The organism is Marininema mesophilum (assembly GCF_900106775.1).
GTDB classification, from domain to species: domain Bacteria; phylum Bacillota; class Bacilli; order Thermoactinomycetales; family DSM-45169; genus Marininema; species Marininema mesophilum.
This window is the reverse complement of record NZ_FNNQ01000017.1, coordinates 35075-50823: the sequence shown is the minus strand read 5'-3', so window position 1 is coordinate 50823 and position 15749 is coordinate 35075. Positions and strand designations below refer to the sequence as shown.

Annotated in this window: 14 protein-coding genes and 1 riboswitch; of the genes, 10 read left to right on the top strand and 4 right to left on the bottom strand. The window is 45.5% G+C overall.

Annotated elements, in window-relative coordinates; genetic code table 11:
* Positions 1-8: 8 nt before the first annotated feature.
* On the top strand, positions 9-602 hold the full coding sequence (locus BLV90_RS14175; protein WP_091742499.1) for a M15 family metallopeptidase: 594 nt from the start codon (positions 9-11) through the stop codon (positions 600-602).
* Positions 603-666: 64 nt separating this feature from the next.
* Here BLV90_RS14175 and BLV90_RS14170 read toward each other — a convergent pair whose 3' ends face one another.
* Positions 667-1785 (bottom strand): hypothetical protein, encoded by a 1119-nt coding sequence (locus BLV90_RS14170; protein WP_091742496.1) that lies wholly within the window; start codon positions 1783-1785, stop codon positions 667-669.
* A 361-nt stretch (positions 1786-2146) separates the two neighbouring features.
* Here BLV90_RS14170 and BLV90_RS14165 point away from each other — a divergent pair, with 361 nt between their 5' ends.
* From BLV90_RS14165 to BLV90_RS14135, 7 genes are all read left to right on the top strand, one after another.
* On the top strand, positions 2147-2737 hold the full coding sequence (locus BLV90_RS14165; RefSeq protein WP_091742493.1) for a hypothetical protein: 591 nt from the start codon (positions 2147-2149) through the stop codon (positions 2735-2737).
* 107 nt (positions 2738-2844) lie between these two features.
* Positions 2845-4083: an HAD family hydrolase gene (locus BLV90_RS14160; protein WP_091742490.1), complete on the top strand. Its 1239-nt coding sequence runs from the start codon at positions 2845-2847 to the stop codon at positions 4081-4083.
* Positions 4084-4254: 171 nt separating this feature from the next.
* Complete coding sequence (locus BLV90_RS14155; protein ID WP_091742487.1) at positions 4255-4869, top strand: superoxide dismutase; 615 nt, start codon at positions 4255-4257, stop codon at positions 4867-4869.
* Positions 4870-5079: 210 nt separating this feature from the next.
* The gene (locus tag BLV90_RS14150; RefSeq protein WP_091742484.1) at positions 5080-5700 is read left to right on the top strand and encodes a cell wall hydrolase; all 621 of its coding nucleotides are present in this window, start codon (positions 5080-5082) and stop codon (positions 5698-5700) included.
* A gap of 209 nt (positions 5701-5909) precedes the next feature.
* A complete protein-coding gene (locus BLV90_RS14145) occupies positions 5910-7034 on the top strand; it encodes an MGDG synthase family glycosyltransferase (protein WP_091742481.1) in 1125 nt (374 codons plus the stop codon).
* 123 nt (positions 7035-7157) lie between these two features.
* On the top strand, positions 7158-8168 hold the full coding sequence (locus BLV90_RS14140; protein WP_091742478.1) for a fumarylacetoacetate hydrolase family protein: 1011 nt from the start codon (positions 7158-7160) through the stop codon (positions 8166-8168).
* Positions 8169-8238: 70 nt separating this feature from the next.
* Positions 8239-8358, top strand: a riboswitch (SAM riboswitch).
* Positions 8359-8449: 91 nt separating this feature from the next.
* Entirely contained in the window at positions 8450-9757 is a 1308-nt protein-coding gene (locus BLV90_RS14135) for a homoserine dehydrogenase (protein ID WP_091742476.1), read from the top strand.
* A gap of 136 nt (positions 9758-9893) precedes the next feature.
* On the opposite strand, the gene BLV90_RS14130 is transcribed toward BLV90_RS14135, so the two are convergent.
* Positions 9894-10247: an Asp23/Gls24 family envelope stress response protein gene (locus tag BLV90_RS14130; RefSeq protein WP_177168087.1), complete on the bottom strand. Its 354-nt coding sequence runs from the start codon at positions 10245-10247 to the stop codon at positions 9894-9896.
* Between the two features lie 132 nt (positions 10248-10379).
* Between BLV90_RS14130 and rlmD the strand changes: the two genes are divergently transcribed.
* Both rlmD and BLV90_RS14120 read left to right on the top strand, forming a co-directional pair.
* The gene (gene rlmD / locus BLV90_RS14125) at positions 10380-11753 is read left to right on the top strand and encodes a 23S rRNA (uracil(1939)-C(5))-methyltransferase RlmD (RefSeq protein WP_091742471.1); all 1374 of its coding nucleotides are present in this window, start codon (positions 10380-10382) and stop codon (positions 11751-11753) included.
* A 78-nt stretch (positions 11754-11831) separates the two neighbouring features.
* On the top strand, positions 11832-13454 hold the full coding sequence (locus BLV90_RS14120; protein ID WP_091742469.1) for an amidohydrolase: 1623 nt from the start codon (positions 11832-11834) through the stop codon (positions 13452-13454).
* Between the two features lie 40 nt (positions 13455-13494).
* Here the strand turns inward: BLV90_RS14120 and BLV90_RS14115 are convergent, their stop codons facing one another.
* Together BLV90_RS14115 and BLV90_RS14110 are read right to left on the bottom strand one after the other, a co-directional pair.
* A complete protein-coding gene (locus tag BLV90_RS14115) occupies positions 13495-13938 on the bottom strand; it encodes a YtoQ family protein (RefSeq protein ID WP_091742466.1) in 444 nt (147 codons plus the stop codon).
* A gap of 186 nt (positions 13939-14124) precedes the next feature.
* Positions 14125-15381, bottom strand: coding sequence for an MFS transporter (locus BLV90_RS14110; protein WP_091742464.1), 1257 nt, complete (start codon positions 15379-15381; stop codon positions 14125-14127).
* Positions 15382-15749 lie beyond the last annotated feature (368 nt).

Sequence of the window (15749 nt, the reverse complement as noted above, 5' to 3'; positions counted from 1 at the left end):
GGGAGCTGATGAGGGATTGGCATGGATTACACGTACTAGTGAACAAGAGCAATCCACTCCCTGCGGACTTTGTACCTAAGGATCTTGTCATACCCGAAGTTTCTTTTTCTTTCTCTGAGGATCATCCACGGAAATATTTGCGTAGGGAAGCAGCGGTCGCCTTGGAACGTCTCTTTGCTTACGCTCAAACGATGGGGATTTATTTGGTGGCGGCCTCAGGCTATCGCTCATACGAAACACAAGCGGCGATTTTTGCTAATCATGTGGAACGGCTGGGGACACTAGGGGCTAATCGGGAGAGTGCACGACCAGGTGAGAGTGAACATCAGACGGGATTAGCGATGGATATCACCTCGAAGTTGGTTGGCTTTAAGTTGGTCGAGGAATTTGGGTCTACTCCAGAAGGGCGATGGTTAGCTACCCATGCTTCTCAATTTGGTTTTATCCTTCGTTATCCAGTGGGAAAAGAAAAAGTCACAGGTTATATCTATGAACCTTGGCATTACCGGTATCTTGGGGAAAATCTAGCTCACCAGGTGACGGAGAGTGGTCTCACCTATGAGGAATTTCTTCTTCAAGAAGTGAATACCCAGGATGATTAAAGAGTAGAAGATGATCGATCTCAATAAAAAAGAGGACCTGGTTCTAAAGCCAGATCCTCTTTTTTTAGGATGATTGGTTGCTATCCTTTGGTGGCTCCGTAGGATCGAAATCTGCTGTAAAATCGGGTTCGCCGTCATCTGCGTTAAATCCCCAGGAGGGGCCAGAGCCGAAGTCAGAGTCAAAACCTGAGTGAGAATCAAAGCCCTCTCCAGCATCGTAACCCGGTCCTGCATAGGCAGAGGCTACTTCTTGCATGGTGACAGAAGCAGTTTCCCAAGCCTCCCATTCGTGGGGTTGTGGTACCTGGAAGTTTTCAGAAGCTGCCAGTTTTCGTGCGCGTTGGGCTTCTTTTTCTAAACGGTGAGCTAAATGATTGAAGCGTGCCCGCACATTTTGTTCCATACTGCCATTGGATTGTTGTCGGCAGTAATTAAGGCAATTGGGACACATCATCCATTTGAGTCCACCGTCTACATAGACGTCAGCAAAAATGGCTCCTGGATAAAAACGATCATGAACTTCGCAGAAATCGCAAAACATCTCATTCTGGCCGGTCATAAAGCCCAATTTAAGGCTGACTTCCTTCTTATCAAATTCTTCGTCAACGTCTTTTTTCTTTTTGGATTCAATGAGACGGAAAAATCCTTCAAGCCGCTCCTTTACTCGTAAACGAGATAAGGGTCTCATATCCTGTAAACGCCGTAATTGTTCGGTAATTCGTTCAAAGGCAGCTTTCCATTTTTGATGATGTTTTGAAGGCCCCTCATCGTAATGATTTTCCCCTTTGCGATAGAGAGGAATAACTTCTTGATATTGAGTATGGAATGGTTCCTTCTGTTTGTCTTTTTGGTAAGCCGTGGAGCTGTTTGCATCTAGCTCATCCGGTTCCATCTCATCAGGGGACGACTCTGATGACGAAGTACTAGGGGGTACATCCTCCAGCGTTTCATCGACGGATTGAGCTTGGTGATTTTGTGCAAGGAGCGCCTTTGCACGCTCTAGCTCTTCATCTGGTAGCAAGGTTTCTCCGTCTTTGTCCACTCCACGGAAGATTCCCTCATCAATCGCTTGACGGAGGGCTTCTTCACTGACCTGCAGTTGATTGGCCGCTTCTTCCAATTTATGAAGAGTCTCTGTATCTGGTTGGATTGGATCATCTACATTCTGATATTGAAACGGCATGGACTGCGCCCCTTTCTGTAAAATCCATATTCCTATACCTTTCTCTTTTACCGACGACGTTCCTTCTTAATCTGTAAAGATTCTAATGGATGTCACCCATTGATTGATCATGTGAAATAATCAATCAATGGTCATTCTTAACAAGTAGACAAAAGGGACCTTTCCATCATATGTTATGATAAATATAAGGTGGTTTCCAAGTGTTTTCCCCTTATTTATTTTTGATACGCAGAGATGAGAGTCTGTTGCTATGAGCGACAGGGCTCTTTTGTGAGTCGTTTATCTTATGCGGGAGTCGGGAATAGAATGCAACAAAAGAAGATTATTCTACTTACTTGATATGCGGAGAGGAGCCCACCTCTTGAATCGCAAATTCCCATTTAAAAAAGAGAAGTTGTCCGTTACTAGAGCTTTTGAAAATGCGGACGACTTAGACTATTTCCCTTACGTTGCTCGGTTACATTATGAGGATGAAGATTGTGTATTCGATATGTGTTTGACAGCACAGGAAGCAGATATATACCAAAATGCACGAACACAATATGAGAAAATGAAAATAGAGCACCCTGACCCTCAGGTGCATCGTCACTATATCGCACAAAAATTTATCAGTCTTCACGAACATTTTGAAGAGCAGATCAGAATGTACTATGGCTTGCGAGACAATGATTCTCAGGCCCTTGAAAATGCGAGGGAGTATTGTCGCCTACAGATCGAATATGGTGCAATAACCATACGTGCATATCGCCGTGATCCTTTTTTTACTGGAGAGTTACCCAGGCATGTGGGATATGAAACACTGCTGGCGATTTATGAAGAATCAGGAGCGTTGAAAGAAGCCTTCGCCTTGATCGATCGGGTAAAAAATGAAGGATGGCTGGGGAATTGGGTGGATCGTGAGCGTCGATTGGAAGAAAAATTGCATGGTTATGAAGGTGGAGAGATTGCATAGTTGGAGGAAAAAGGAACTTTTTCTCTATTGTTAAACCTGTTGGGCTTTGCTATGCTCCTCTGATAAAGTAAAGAAGTGAAAAGAGATATCGGGGGAGGTACTGAAAGATGTATCAGCTAATTTTATTTGACGTCGATGGAGTGCTTTTAAGCGAAAAGCGTTGTTTTGACTCAACGACGCTTTCTGTCTGGGAAATGTTATACAGTGACCAAGCTCTAGGACTACAGGGAGAGTCTTTCGTGTCCAGTCCCCGAGAAAAGGAAATCGAACGGATTAGGAAACTCGTGCTGGATGACGACGGTATTTTATCATGGCTGAAGGCCCAAGGAATGAATTCCAATTGGGATATGGTAAGTTTGTTATTCGGTTATCAGCTTCAGCGTCTCCTGTATTTATTGCACCAAAAACAACCGTCTTTTGTAGAAGAGATCCTGAATCGCCCGCTTAACAGACGGGCATTGATGAGAATCGGAGAAATGGTACGCAAAACAAGAATCCAATTTCAACCCGACTTTCCTGGCATTATTCAAGCACTACGTAGTCAGAAGGGGGAACTGGATCTATCAGAGTGTCTGGATCGCTTAGCGCGAGAGTGGTCAGGTATAGAAACAGAATCCTTCTCACATGGTAAATCCTTATGGCAATTAGGGCGTGAGATATATCAGGAATGGTATCTCGGCGCAGAGCAATTTGAAAAAGTGGAGAAAAAGAAGGCTCTTTATCGTGAGAAAGCAGGATTTCTCGATCAGGAGATCCCCCTTGCCGAACCATCAGCTATCAAGGAGATGCTAAGCGGCCTTTCGCGTCATGGAATCTCACTAGGGATTGGAACTGGACGCCCAGATGTAGAGACTGAGGTGCCATTGGTAGCTCTTGATCTCTATCCCTCCTTTGATCCGAATCGCATCGTAACCGCTAGTGATGTTCAGAGAGCAGAGGAAGTTTATCCAGAACAAGCTCCCTTAGGTAAACCAAGGCCCTTTACCTATATCAAAGGTTTCCTTGGACGACAAGTTTCTGATGCCAAATGTGTGGCGGCACGTCTACCAGTCCCTGAGGGAGAAAAAATCTTGATCGTGGGGGATTCTGTCGCTGATCTTTTGGCTGCACAGGAAATGGGATGTGACTTTGCTGCTACTTTGACAGGGCCTAGTGGTGCTGAAGCTAGGAGCAAATTTGAAGAGCTTCACGCAGACTACATTTTGGATAATGTGACGGATCTCTTAGCATTGATTGATTCTATCCTAGCGAAAGAGAGCGATTCTAAGGAAGTGAATGGAGAGAAAAAAGGTTCGAAGAAGCTGGTGAAGAGGAGAGAAAAAATCGAAAAGGACTCAACGGGGTGAAGGGTTAAGTTTCTGATCAGGTGAATAAATCCTGTGCCTTTCTTCTCAGTGATTGATATTATCTGATGTTTTCTGCATAATAAAAACGGGAAGCGGTTAATAACAGGATGTTCTACTTCCATGAATTCCTGTACTACTCCGCTCATCTACATATTGAGGAGGTTTTTTTTAATGGCAACATTTGAACTGCCGGCACTCCCTTACTCTCCTGATGCGTTAGAACCCCATATCGATACGCAGACAATGGAGATTCATCATGGTCGTCACCATAAGACCTACGTTGACAAATTAAATGCAGCGTTGGAAGGTCATGTTGAACTACAAAGTAAAAAAATTAATGATCTGGTAGCGAATTTGGATCAAGTACCAGAAAACATCCGTACAGCGGTCCGCAATAATGGTGGTGGACATGCTAACCACTCATTGTTCTGGGAAGTCCTAAGTCCTAATGGCGGTGGCGAGCCCACAGGCGATCTAGCTTCTGCAATCAACGATACCTTTGGTGGCTTTGATTCCTTTAAAGAGAAGTTTGCCAATGAAGCTGTGGGTCGCTTTGGTAGTGGTTGGGCATGGTTGATCGTGAAGAATGATGGGTCACTCGCTATCACCAACACATTGAACCAGGACAATCCTCGGATGGATGGTCACACGCCGATTTTGGGTCTAGATGTGTGGGAGCATGCATACTACCTTAAGTATCAAAACAAGCGTCCTGATTACATCAAAGCGTTCTGGAATGTAGTCAATTGGGACGAAGTAAATAAGCGCTACCAAGCAGCAAAATAATTGATTAATGAAAGAAGCAGATTACAAAGAGCTATCAAACACTCTTTGTAATCTGCTTCTTTTTGTTATTCATATGAGAAAATATTTCCTTTGATTACATTTTTTTGTTATTGATCAAAGTATTTGCGGGCGTTACAATGTGCATTGTGCCAAGCGCACAAACTTGCTCCATTATTCTCGCTATAAAGGCTAATAAGGAGAGAATAGTATATGATTAAAAAAATTGTGGCGACTAGTGTTTCAGTCGCTGTTGGTATATCTGGCATGGTGCTACCCTTTGGTTTTCTCGACGAAGAAGCGGATGCCACGGAAAGAAAGAATCATAAAAAAGAGGTTCTCCAGGCTAAGTGGAAGTCTCAAGCAAAAGCAACGATGGATAAAGATAAAAAGCTTAAGACTACACCTAGGAAGGTTACTGATAAAAAGACAGTTCAAGTTGCAAAGGTTCAAGTTGCAAAAAGGAATGCATCTTCTCTCAATCAAGAAGATATTGATTGGATGGCACGTGCAATCTATAGTGAAGCTCGTGGAGAGCCCTATAAAGGGCAGGTAGCCGTTGCAGCGGTGATCATCAACCGGATGGAATCACCTCAATACCCAGACAGGGCCAAAGCCGTTATCATGGAAAAGGGAGCATTTACGGCGGTATCGGATGGCCAAATCTGGCTTAAGCCTGATGCAGAGGCATATAAGGCAGCTAAGGAAGCAGCAAGGGGTTCTGACCCTGCTCAGGGAGCCACTTACTACTTCAACCCAGAGACGGCAACAAGCAAATGGATTTGGAGTCGACCTCAGCTTACAAAAATCGGCAAGCATATTTTTAGTAAATAATCTTGCAGGGAGCACACCATTCTAGGTGTGCTCCCCTATTTTTAAGCCTAGGGTTTGTTATCTGTCAGATTGGCATGAAATGTGATGCCTATGGTACCATGTAACATGTCTCGATAATTGCAACGGAATTTCGCTTAAAAGAATGGATTGATCCGTTGAGGTTTAAGATATGGCATAACGAGAAATATCAAGCAGGGAGGGATAACCCTTTGGAACGTATCTTAATCATGACGATGGGCTTTGGTACCGGGCACAATGTTGCGGCAAAAGCACTGGCCCAAAGCTACGGCGTACAAGCCGATGTAGCAACCTTGACCATTGATCTGTTGGAACTGACGCCAAAAACCTTCCACCCTCTCCTGCAAGTAGGTTATAGTCAAATGTTGTCCCGTTTTCCGGCTTTCTATTATTATCTTTATAATCGAACCTTCCATAACCGTTTTGTTCGCTATATTTCCTCGGAGTTTATCGAAAAGATTGGTTGGATGATCCGAAAAAAATTGAAACGTATCCTGGCTGATTTTCAACCCACACAGATTGTTAGTACACATCCCTTCGGCTTCTTGATGCTCCCTTCACGGTGGCGTTATGTGCCAACAGCAGGGGTCGTGACAGATTATGAAGTACATGGTATGTGGTTAGCACAGGCCCCTGATTTATTGTGTATTCCCCATCAGTTGCTCTCGGAAAAAGAACGTAGGCGTTTAGCATGGCAGACAGGGAGCCGAATTATTGAAACCGGTATTCCTAGTGAAGCAGGTTTCCACCAAAAGATGCCGAGCAAGGAAGCTCGATTGGAGGTTGGTCTTCCTGTAGATCATCCCTTTGTTCTAGTGATGTGTGGAGGATTAGGATGTGGTCCATTACCTCACTTGGTAGAGGAATTAGCACGACTCGATTCCCCTACAGAGGTATGGGTTCTTACAGGTAAAAATGATAAGTTATACGAGGATCTTTCAACGAGGTATGAAGGTACAAGGGTGCGTATCTTTCAATATCGGAGGGATGTCTCCCGATTAATGGATGCGGCGGACCTCCTAATTACTAAACCAGGTGGCCTTACCGTCACGGAAGCCATGGCGAAGGGATTGCCAATGCTACTGTTTGAAGCCTTTCCTGGTCAAGAGACTACCAACCTCAATTATTTATTGCGGGAAAAGGTAGCCATCGCGGTTAATGAAGAGACGATTTGGCAACAAACAGCCACCCTGCTAGCGAATCATGAGCAACGGATGCGCATGTCAGAAGGATTGATGAAGTTGTCTAAGCCAGAGGCAGCATCCCGAGTAGTAGCAGAAACCCTTCGTCTACGTACCCTTGATTCAGCCCTGTAAATAAGATGAGCAAAGAACCCTCTTGAGAAAGGGGGTTCTTTGCTATAGAAAAAAGGGTTGATCATTACTCCTGGCGAATATCCTCGATAACTGCCCTATATACAGAAGCTGGAGGGACTAGAGATGAGATTAGTTACATATGAGCATGCAAATAATGGATTAACAATAAATGCGGAGGGCCCTTCCGATTGGAGGTTAGGGTGGATTGAGGGCAAATGGGTAGTCGATGTAGCCTTTGCTCAGGAGTGGGCGACCCTTGTCCATGGAATGCCCTTCACACAACTTCTTCCCACCACCATGAGAGAGTGGCTTGAAGCGGACATGGATGTCAAAGAACAATTAAAGCGTATTGTTCGTATGACCCAAGGAGAGGACTTAGAGAAAATGAAAATAGAGGGTGAGCCGGTCGCCCTTCCTTTAGAAGATATACGGCTACTCTCACCTCTACCTGACCCTCATTCCTTTCGGGATTTTTATGCCTTTGAACAGCATGTAAAAACAGCTCGTGCACGGCGGGGGTTAGAGATGGTGCCCGAGTGGTATGAGTTTCCGGTCTTTTATTTTTCCAATCCCCATTCGATAGTGGGGACAGATGCGCAGATTTTTCGTCCCCGTAACAGCCAGGCGCTTGATTTTGAATTAGAGATCGCCTGCTTGATCGGGCGTGAGGGAAGAGATCTGAACACAAAAGAAGCGATGGAATCCATTGCAGGATTTACCATTTTAAACGATTGGAGTGCTAGAGACTTGCAGGCGAAGGAGATGAAAGTAGGATTAGGGCCTGCTAAAGGAAAAGACTTTGCTACATCCATCGGTCCCTGGTTAGTGACACCGGATGAGTTGGAACACCGTCGCGAGGATGAACGCTGGAACCTTACGATGACAGCACGAGTAAATGGTCAGGAGCTTTCCCGTGGGAATACGAAGGATCTTACCTTCTCCTTTGCCCAGATGATCGCCCGTGCATCGGAGGATTGTATGTTATACCCAGGTGATTTGATTGGGTCGGGTACTGTGGGGACAGGTTGCATCCTTGAATTGGGTACAGAATGTCATCGTTGGTTGGAACCAGGGGACATTGTAGAGCTATCCATTGAAGGGCTCGGTGTACTGCGAAATACGATCACTGAGTAAAAATTCCCTTTGACAGAGTGGCATCCCTGTCTCATAATATAGACTAATTACAATTGAAAAGAATCAAAAATTCTTATCCAGAGTGGCGGAGGGACTGGCCCGATGAAGCCCGGCAACCCATCTGTAAGCACGCGTTCTTACAGACATGGTGCCAATACCTGTAGCGCATGTAGGCGCTAAGTGATAAGGAGCGGGAACACGGTTCTACCGTACACACAGCCCCTCCTCTAATCCGAGTGGGGCTTTTTGTTTTATAGAGGTTAAATAAAGGAGGAGTCGAAGTGAAACGGATCGGTGTGGGACTTTTAGGCTTTGGTACGGTCGGATTGGGGGTTTATCAGGCATTGCAGAATAACCGTGAGGTTATTTTAAAGCGGACCCGTATTTTGTTTGATGTAAAAAAAGTATTGGTCAGTAATCAAGAGAAACAGCGACAAGCAGAAGGGGTTAAGCCGTTAATTACTACCGATTTTGCCCAGGTATTGGAGGCGGGGGTACAGGTTGTTGTTGAGGCAATCGGAGGTGTGGAACCCGCACGTCGTTACATTGAAGAGGCGTTAACTGCTGGGTGTCATGTTGTTACGGCGAATAAGGAGCTAATTGCAAAGCACGGTTCTGATTTGGAGCGGCTTGCTCATCGGCAAGGAGTGAAGTTGCTTTACGAAGCAAGTGTAGGTGGAGGAATCCCAGTATTGGGGACTATCCAGCATTTTTTACAAACCAATCGAATCCAGCGTATTACAGGGATATTAAATGGTACAACGAACTACTTGTTGACAGAGATGGATAAAAAGGGAATCTCTTTTGCTGAAGGTGTAGCGATAGCTCAACAATTGGGATATGCTGAGGCGGATCCATCCAATGATGTTGATGGTTTGGATGCTGCCTATAAATTGGCTATATTGGCTCGGCTTGCCTTTGAAGTAGATATTTCTACAACAGAGATTCCACGAGAAGGAATTAGGGATATCACTCCAGGGGAGTTAGCCTTGGCAAAAAAGCTTGGCTATGCTGTAAAACTGCTCGCTCAAGTGGATTGCTACGGGGAGAATCGACCTCTATCCTTACGTGTCGGGCCTGGTTTGTTACCACTTGCTCATCCACTTGCCACTGTAGATGGCGTGTACAATGGAATACACATTGAAGCAGATCGTGTGCAAGATATTACCCTAGTTGGTCAGGGAGCTGGTGCGCAGCCCACGGCTAGTGCAATGTTGGAGGATTTGTGCAATCTTTATCGTCTACCCCTCTCTTATGTAGATCCCCGACGAGATGCAGTTGTCCTGCCTCAGGTATCATCAGGTGATCGGTTTATTTTTTTAGAGACAACAACACCGATGCTAGAAGAACAACAAGATCAGTTGCATAGCAGACTAGAGAAGATTGGTCTTCCGGTGAAAAATACGAGTGTGGCTTCTTTTTCTAGAGGAAGAAGTGGATTTGCGTGTGTCCTTGGTCATTGGGAACCGGTTTATCGCGGGGTGTTGCTTGCAGAGCTGGGGCTGGAAGTGACCCATTTATTAGATCGACCGATCTATAGCCACTCAACAACGGAAGAAGTAAAAGATCCGGTAACGAATGTGGTGTAAAAGGAAAAGAATCGAAACAAAAAAAGTCCCGGCTAACAATGATTAGCCGGGGTCAAGGGGGGACTAGCACAACGGTATATGCTTATATACCCTTTTTTACAGTGTCAAACCGCCTTTTGAAAAATTTTTTTGTGTATTATTCTGGAACGGTGATACCTTCTACTCGGATATGTACATGGTCAGGACGAATCCCTGCCATATCATGGAGAGCATCAGATACTCTTTTAATCGTCTCTTCTCCCACCTTAGGAATATATTCTCCATAAGCAATCATCAAACGAATCGATACAGTGATGGATCCATCCTCCTGAGCACTGACTACAACTCCGCGACGAGGAGGTTCTTGTCCCCTTCGCATTGTGACTCGGCTTGTCCCCTTTACTGTCCCGGTCACGCCCTTCGTTCCTTCTGTTGCAGCGGTAGCGATGGTTTCAAGGGCTTTCGTTGTGATGGTATGATTCGCATTCGAAATGTGGATGCTATCAGCCATTGGATGATGACCTCCTTTCATTCTTATGTATTTTCGTCATTCTCTGTTTGATATCCTTGATAGTAGGGGTTTGCATTGACTTCGGGTACAATGATATCAGCGACTCTGATAGAAAAGAAGTGGAACTCCGATATGAGCCAAATGAAGTTAAAGCAGGGACAGATGATACGCCTCCCTATTCGCAGTCTTGGCATCAATGGTGAAGGGGTTGGTTATTATCAGAAACAAGTGGTGTTTGTGGATGAAGCAATACCTGGGGAGTATGTTGCGGTTCGCATTACTGAGGTGAAAAAGAAATTTGCCCGGGGAAACATCCAGCGCATCCTAAAACGATCTTCCTCTCGGGTAACTGCCCCCTGTCCGGTTTATCAGGAGTGTGGCGGATGCCAGCTACAACATATAGCTTATCCGATGCAACTAAGATTAAAGCGAGAGTTAGTAGAGGAAGCGTTCTCTCGTTATACAGGGAAAGAAGGACTCCCTATTCATGAAACGCTAGGTATGGAAGAGCCATGGTCCTATCGCAATAAGGCTCAGTTACCTGTTCAGAAACAACAGGGTAAAGTGGTGATGGGCATGTATAGTCCTTCTTCCCATCGTTTAATTGATATGAAGGGCTGTTTAGTTCAGCATCCCGTTACAGACCGAATCCTTGATATTGCACGACGTACATTGGCAGATTTGTCGATTCCCATTTATGATGAACGAAAGCATCTGGGATCGATTCGTCATCTGGTTGTTCGTTATGGTTTTGAAACAAAAGAGGCGCAACTGGTCTTGATTAGTAAAGAGAATCCTCTCCCGAAGGAAAAAGTATTACAACAGGAGTTGATTCGAAGAATTCCTGAGTTGGTCAGTTTAGTCGTCAATCATAATCCCCAGCGTACCTCGCTAGTTTTTGGAGAAAAAAGTCGTGTTCTTTGGGGCCAGAGTACAATGGCTGAACAATTGGGTGACCGGGTGTTTCACCTCTCAGCACCCGCTTTCTTTCAGCTTAACCCTTCGCAGACAGTTCGACTGTACAATGAAGTTATGAATGCTGCCGGGTTAACCGGTCATGAGACAGTAGTAGATGCATACTGCGGCACAGGTACCATCGGGATATGGCTCGCACAAAAGGCTGCCAAAGTGATCGGTATGGACACAATTGCTGAGGCGGTAGTGGATGCGAGAGAAAATGCGATTGCAAACGGCATCGATCATGCGGAATATCATGTTGGAGCTGCTGAGGAATTACTACCCCGTTGGGCAGACGAGGGTTTCCGGCCGGATGTGGTAGTGGCTGATCCCCCCCGGACAGGATTGGGTAATGCTTTTATCCAAGCACTGATCCGCACACAGGTTGCTCGATTCGTGTATGTTTCCTGTAACCCGTCTACGCTTGCAAAGGATTGTGCAACTCTCGTGCAGGGTGGATATCAGATTCGTACTATTCAGCCGGTGGATATGTTTCCGCAGACTGCCCAAGTAGAGTGCTGTGTGTTACTAGAGAGAGTGACAGAATGAGAGTAGGATGCTTGCAGCGAATGAGATTGATGATACAATCGCTGTGAGATGAAAATCCCAGGTGAGAAGGGGTTTGTGATGGAAAAACGGCTTTTTGTAAAAGGGAATATATTCACCCTTGATAAAAGAATGCCCAAGGCAGAAGCGGTCTATATAGAAGGTGGGAAAATTCAGGCGATAGGTTCCTCTGAAGAATTGAGCCTTCAGTTTGGTAGGGTGGATGTGGAAGTGATCCATTTAGAAGGGAGGTATGTTTATCCAGGTCTTACGGATAATCATCTTCACCTTTTAGGCCATGGGATCAGGCTATCTTGCTTGGACTTTGCTAAGGAGTCAAGTAAAAATAGCATGCTTCGTCGGGTGCGTGAATGGGTGGAGCTGACACCACCTGGTCAGTGGATCTTGGGCCTTAATTGGGATGAACATCGAATGAAAGATGGTGGCCCTCCTTTACGGGAAGAGTTAGACCGCATCGCCCCCATGCACCCTGTGATGCTCACCCGTTCCTGTCATCATGTACAAGCAGTTAACACCTGCGCGATTAAAGCAGCAGGCTTAGCCATGAATGCACCAGATCCATCCGATGGAGTTTATGGACGGGATGAGCATGGTTATTTAAATGGTTTGGTTTATGAAAATGCTTCACAACCCTTTCGTGATGCAATTCCTCCCGTTACCTTTGCAGAAAAAAAAGAATGGGCAAATAAGGCGGCAAGGGATGCCCTATCCTATGGAATAACAGCTGTTCATACTGAAGATTTACGAGATGCAGGAAGTGTGCGTGAATTGGTGAGGATCTATCGGGAACTGATTCAGGAAGGGGTCTTTTTACGTAGTCACCACTTAATTTATCATCCCTTTTTTGAGGAACTGATCGAAGCTGGGTTATCTGCTGGGAACGGAGATGAATGGTTCCGTATCGGAGCGATGAAAATCTTTGCGGATGGTTCCTTTGGAGGGCGTACAGCGCGGCTTTCAACACCCTATGCAGATGATAGTTCCACTCTAGGGATCTCCATTCATTCCCAGGAGGAGATGAGGTGGTTGTTTAGGAAAGCCCATGAACATGACATGCCAGTTGCTGTTCATGCGATTGGTGATGGAGCAGCTAACCAGGTAGTCGAAGTTCTGGAGCAATTACCCACCTTTCGAGGCAGGAGACATTCATTACCGAATCGGCTGATTCATGCCCAGGTTCTTAGCCGTGAATTATTTACTCGTATCCGCCAACTACCCCTCGTTGTCGATATTCAACCTCGATTTGTCGCGAGTGACTTCCCTTGGGTTGTTAAGCGGTTAGGAGAGAGAAGACTTCCCTTCGCCTATGCATGGAAAAGTCTGATCGCTTCCGGCATCCCCTGTGGTGGAGGAAGTGATGCGCCGATTGAGCCGATTAACCCCTTATTAGGTCTCCATACAGCAATCACCCGAAGGGATCCTTATCGTGAGGATCATCCTGGATGGATTCCAGAACAGAAGCTAACCCCATTGGAAGCTCTTCATCTATTTACCTGGGGAGGGGCTACCACAGTAGGGGAGCAAGGGGAACGTGGCTCGATTACCCCTGGGAAGTGGGCGGATCTCTCTATATTTGATCGAGATCTCCTAGGTCCTGACCCGGATACACTATTGGAGACTAAGGCAATCATGACTGTGGTGAATGGTCACATAGCTTGGCGAGATGAAGGGAGCTTGTCTTAATGTTAAAAAATCACTGCCCTCCTGTGAGAGCAGTGATTTTTTACTGTTCCAGTACATAAGCCAAAGCATCTAGTGCTTGGTCAGGGGTTTCCACCACCACTTGTGCTCGTTGCCCCAATTCCTTGAGAGGATGAATCAGCTCCGGTGGACGGACGAGAATAAGCGGTTTCCCTGCTTGAAGAGCGACAGCGGCATCCATTGCCGTATTCCACTGCCGGTATTTTTCCCCGAACAGAGCGATGACGACATCCGCTTTAGACATCCAAATGCGTGTCCGTAGATTATTCATCTCTGATGCTACTTGATCGCGGTATTCGATTGTGGGCTGCTCCCCTTTGATCGTTTCTCCGATGTCATCCGAACGATCATGATCCTCCTGGGGTCCTTTAAAGACGAGTGGAAGTCCTCGTTCTTCCGCCTTTTTACGCAATTGGTCCCGCCAGTCGTCGTGAATTTGCCCAGCCAGATAGACGATAAGTTCCACAAAAAAGCTCCTTTCAACCGAAGTTTTAGATAGAATTGAGTCAGGGGAAGATCCACTCTTGATGTGTCGATACCTATAGCTTATTGTACGGATTGCTAATGGGATGAGCAAGGTGGAAAGAGGAACAACCAATTACAGGCCGAGGGAATGAAAGAAAACAGAGCCAGTATTGACTGGACTCTTTTTTTAGTCATCCTTCGTTCGTACAATGGTGCCTTCCTTTGAACCAGGTCTTAGCGTGAAAAGGAGCAGGAGGCAGATGGGTAGAAGCAAGAGAGCCGATGTAATAAGCCCAGCAACATCTGTACTCTTCCAAATAAACAAAACCAACATCACCAAGGGGCCACCTAAAACTTCACCTAGGGATTGAACTTGTCCTTGCATCGAAAAAATGGTTGCCCGTAGATGAGAAGTGTGAATCGACTCATTGATCCAAGCGGTATAGAGGGGTACGTTTAACTGGCGAAGGAGAAAGGTGATAGAGTAGGCCGCTAAGGCTATCCCGAGATGGACAGTCCAGGCGAATACAAGGATCGTAACCGTCAGCAGTAGGTGAATCATAAGTAAAATCCATACCTTTGTTTGTTTGCCTGTACGTTGTAAATGCCGCCGGATCCACTCGACAACTAGTATATTGAATAAAAGGGCGCAAGCATTCAGTCCGCCAAACCATAGGATATTTCCGCCATCACCGATAGCAGGCAGTTTAAAGGTTTGTAACAGGTGTTTTTGCCAGAGACGGTCAAAGCCTTCCGCGTAAAGGCCCATAAAGAGACCGATGAGAATGATCGTGATAAGCAGAGCATCTCCTCGAATCACCTGGATGCCTTCTTTTAATGTCCCCGTCATTCGTTGCCAAAGCGCTACTTGGCTATTGGTTTCAGGCTGGAATCCTGTTTCAGGAAACCATCCTTGTATAAAGAGGGAGGTAAGGATCAGGAGAATACCTGCGATGGCAATGGGAAGGGATAGGGAGATTTGGCCGAATAATATACTCGCTCCAATCCCAGCTAAAGTAGCTAGCTGCCCAACTTGAGTCCCCCGTAAAAAAATCGCATCGAGACGATTGCTTGCCAACTCATCGGCGATCCATGCTTGATCCGCGCCACTCTGAAAAGTATGTCCGATACCCCATAACACCTGAGCGATAAGGATAGCGGGGAAGGATGGCATTAGACTGGTTAAAAGAAACCCACATCCGGTGAGCATAATTCCGATGGCCATCGATAACCGTCGGCTATATAAATCCGCCAGGATTCCTGTAGGAACTTCAAACAAAAAAACGGTGATCTCCAATACAAAGCCGACCATTAATAATTGAAAGCTATTCATATGAATAGCTTCTATAAAATAGAGAACAGTAGCCGTACTCATAAGGCTAAAACAAAAAGAACCGATAGCTGTATAGAAAAGGTACATAGAATAGGCAGAGAAGCGTTGCATCTAGCTAACAACCCCTTCGTGTTCAAGGATTTAGAACACGTGGGCTGACCTTTGGATCGTTTTTTTAGACATAAGAAACTACAGAGATCAGCCACCCGTGTCTTGAAACTAAGGAAGCATAAGAAATCCGCCAGAGGTACTGAAAAGTAGACAGCACAAATAAGCCTGGAAGTGCCCTGGTTTTTGAACTTCTTATGCTTTTAACGTAAAATCCTTAGTGCAAAATCACGGTTAGCAAGGATAATCCCTCATTTCAAAAACGATCTTCTATAGTATAGTTCGCTTTCAAGATTTCGGCAATAAACTCTGTTAATCGATGTGTCATCGAGCCCTTCTTGCGAATAAGGAAAGAGGGAAGGAGGGAAAGC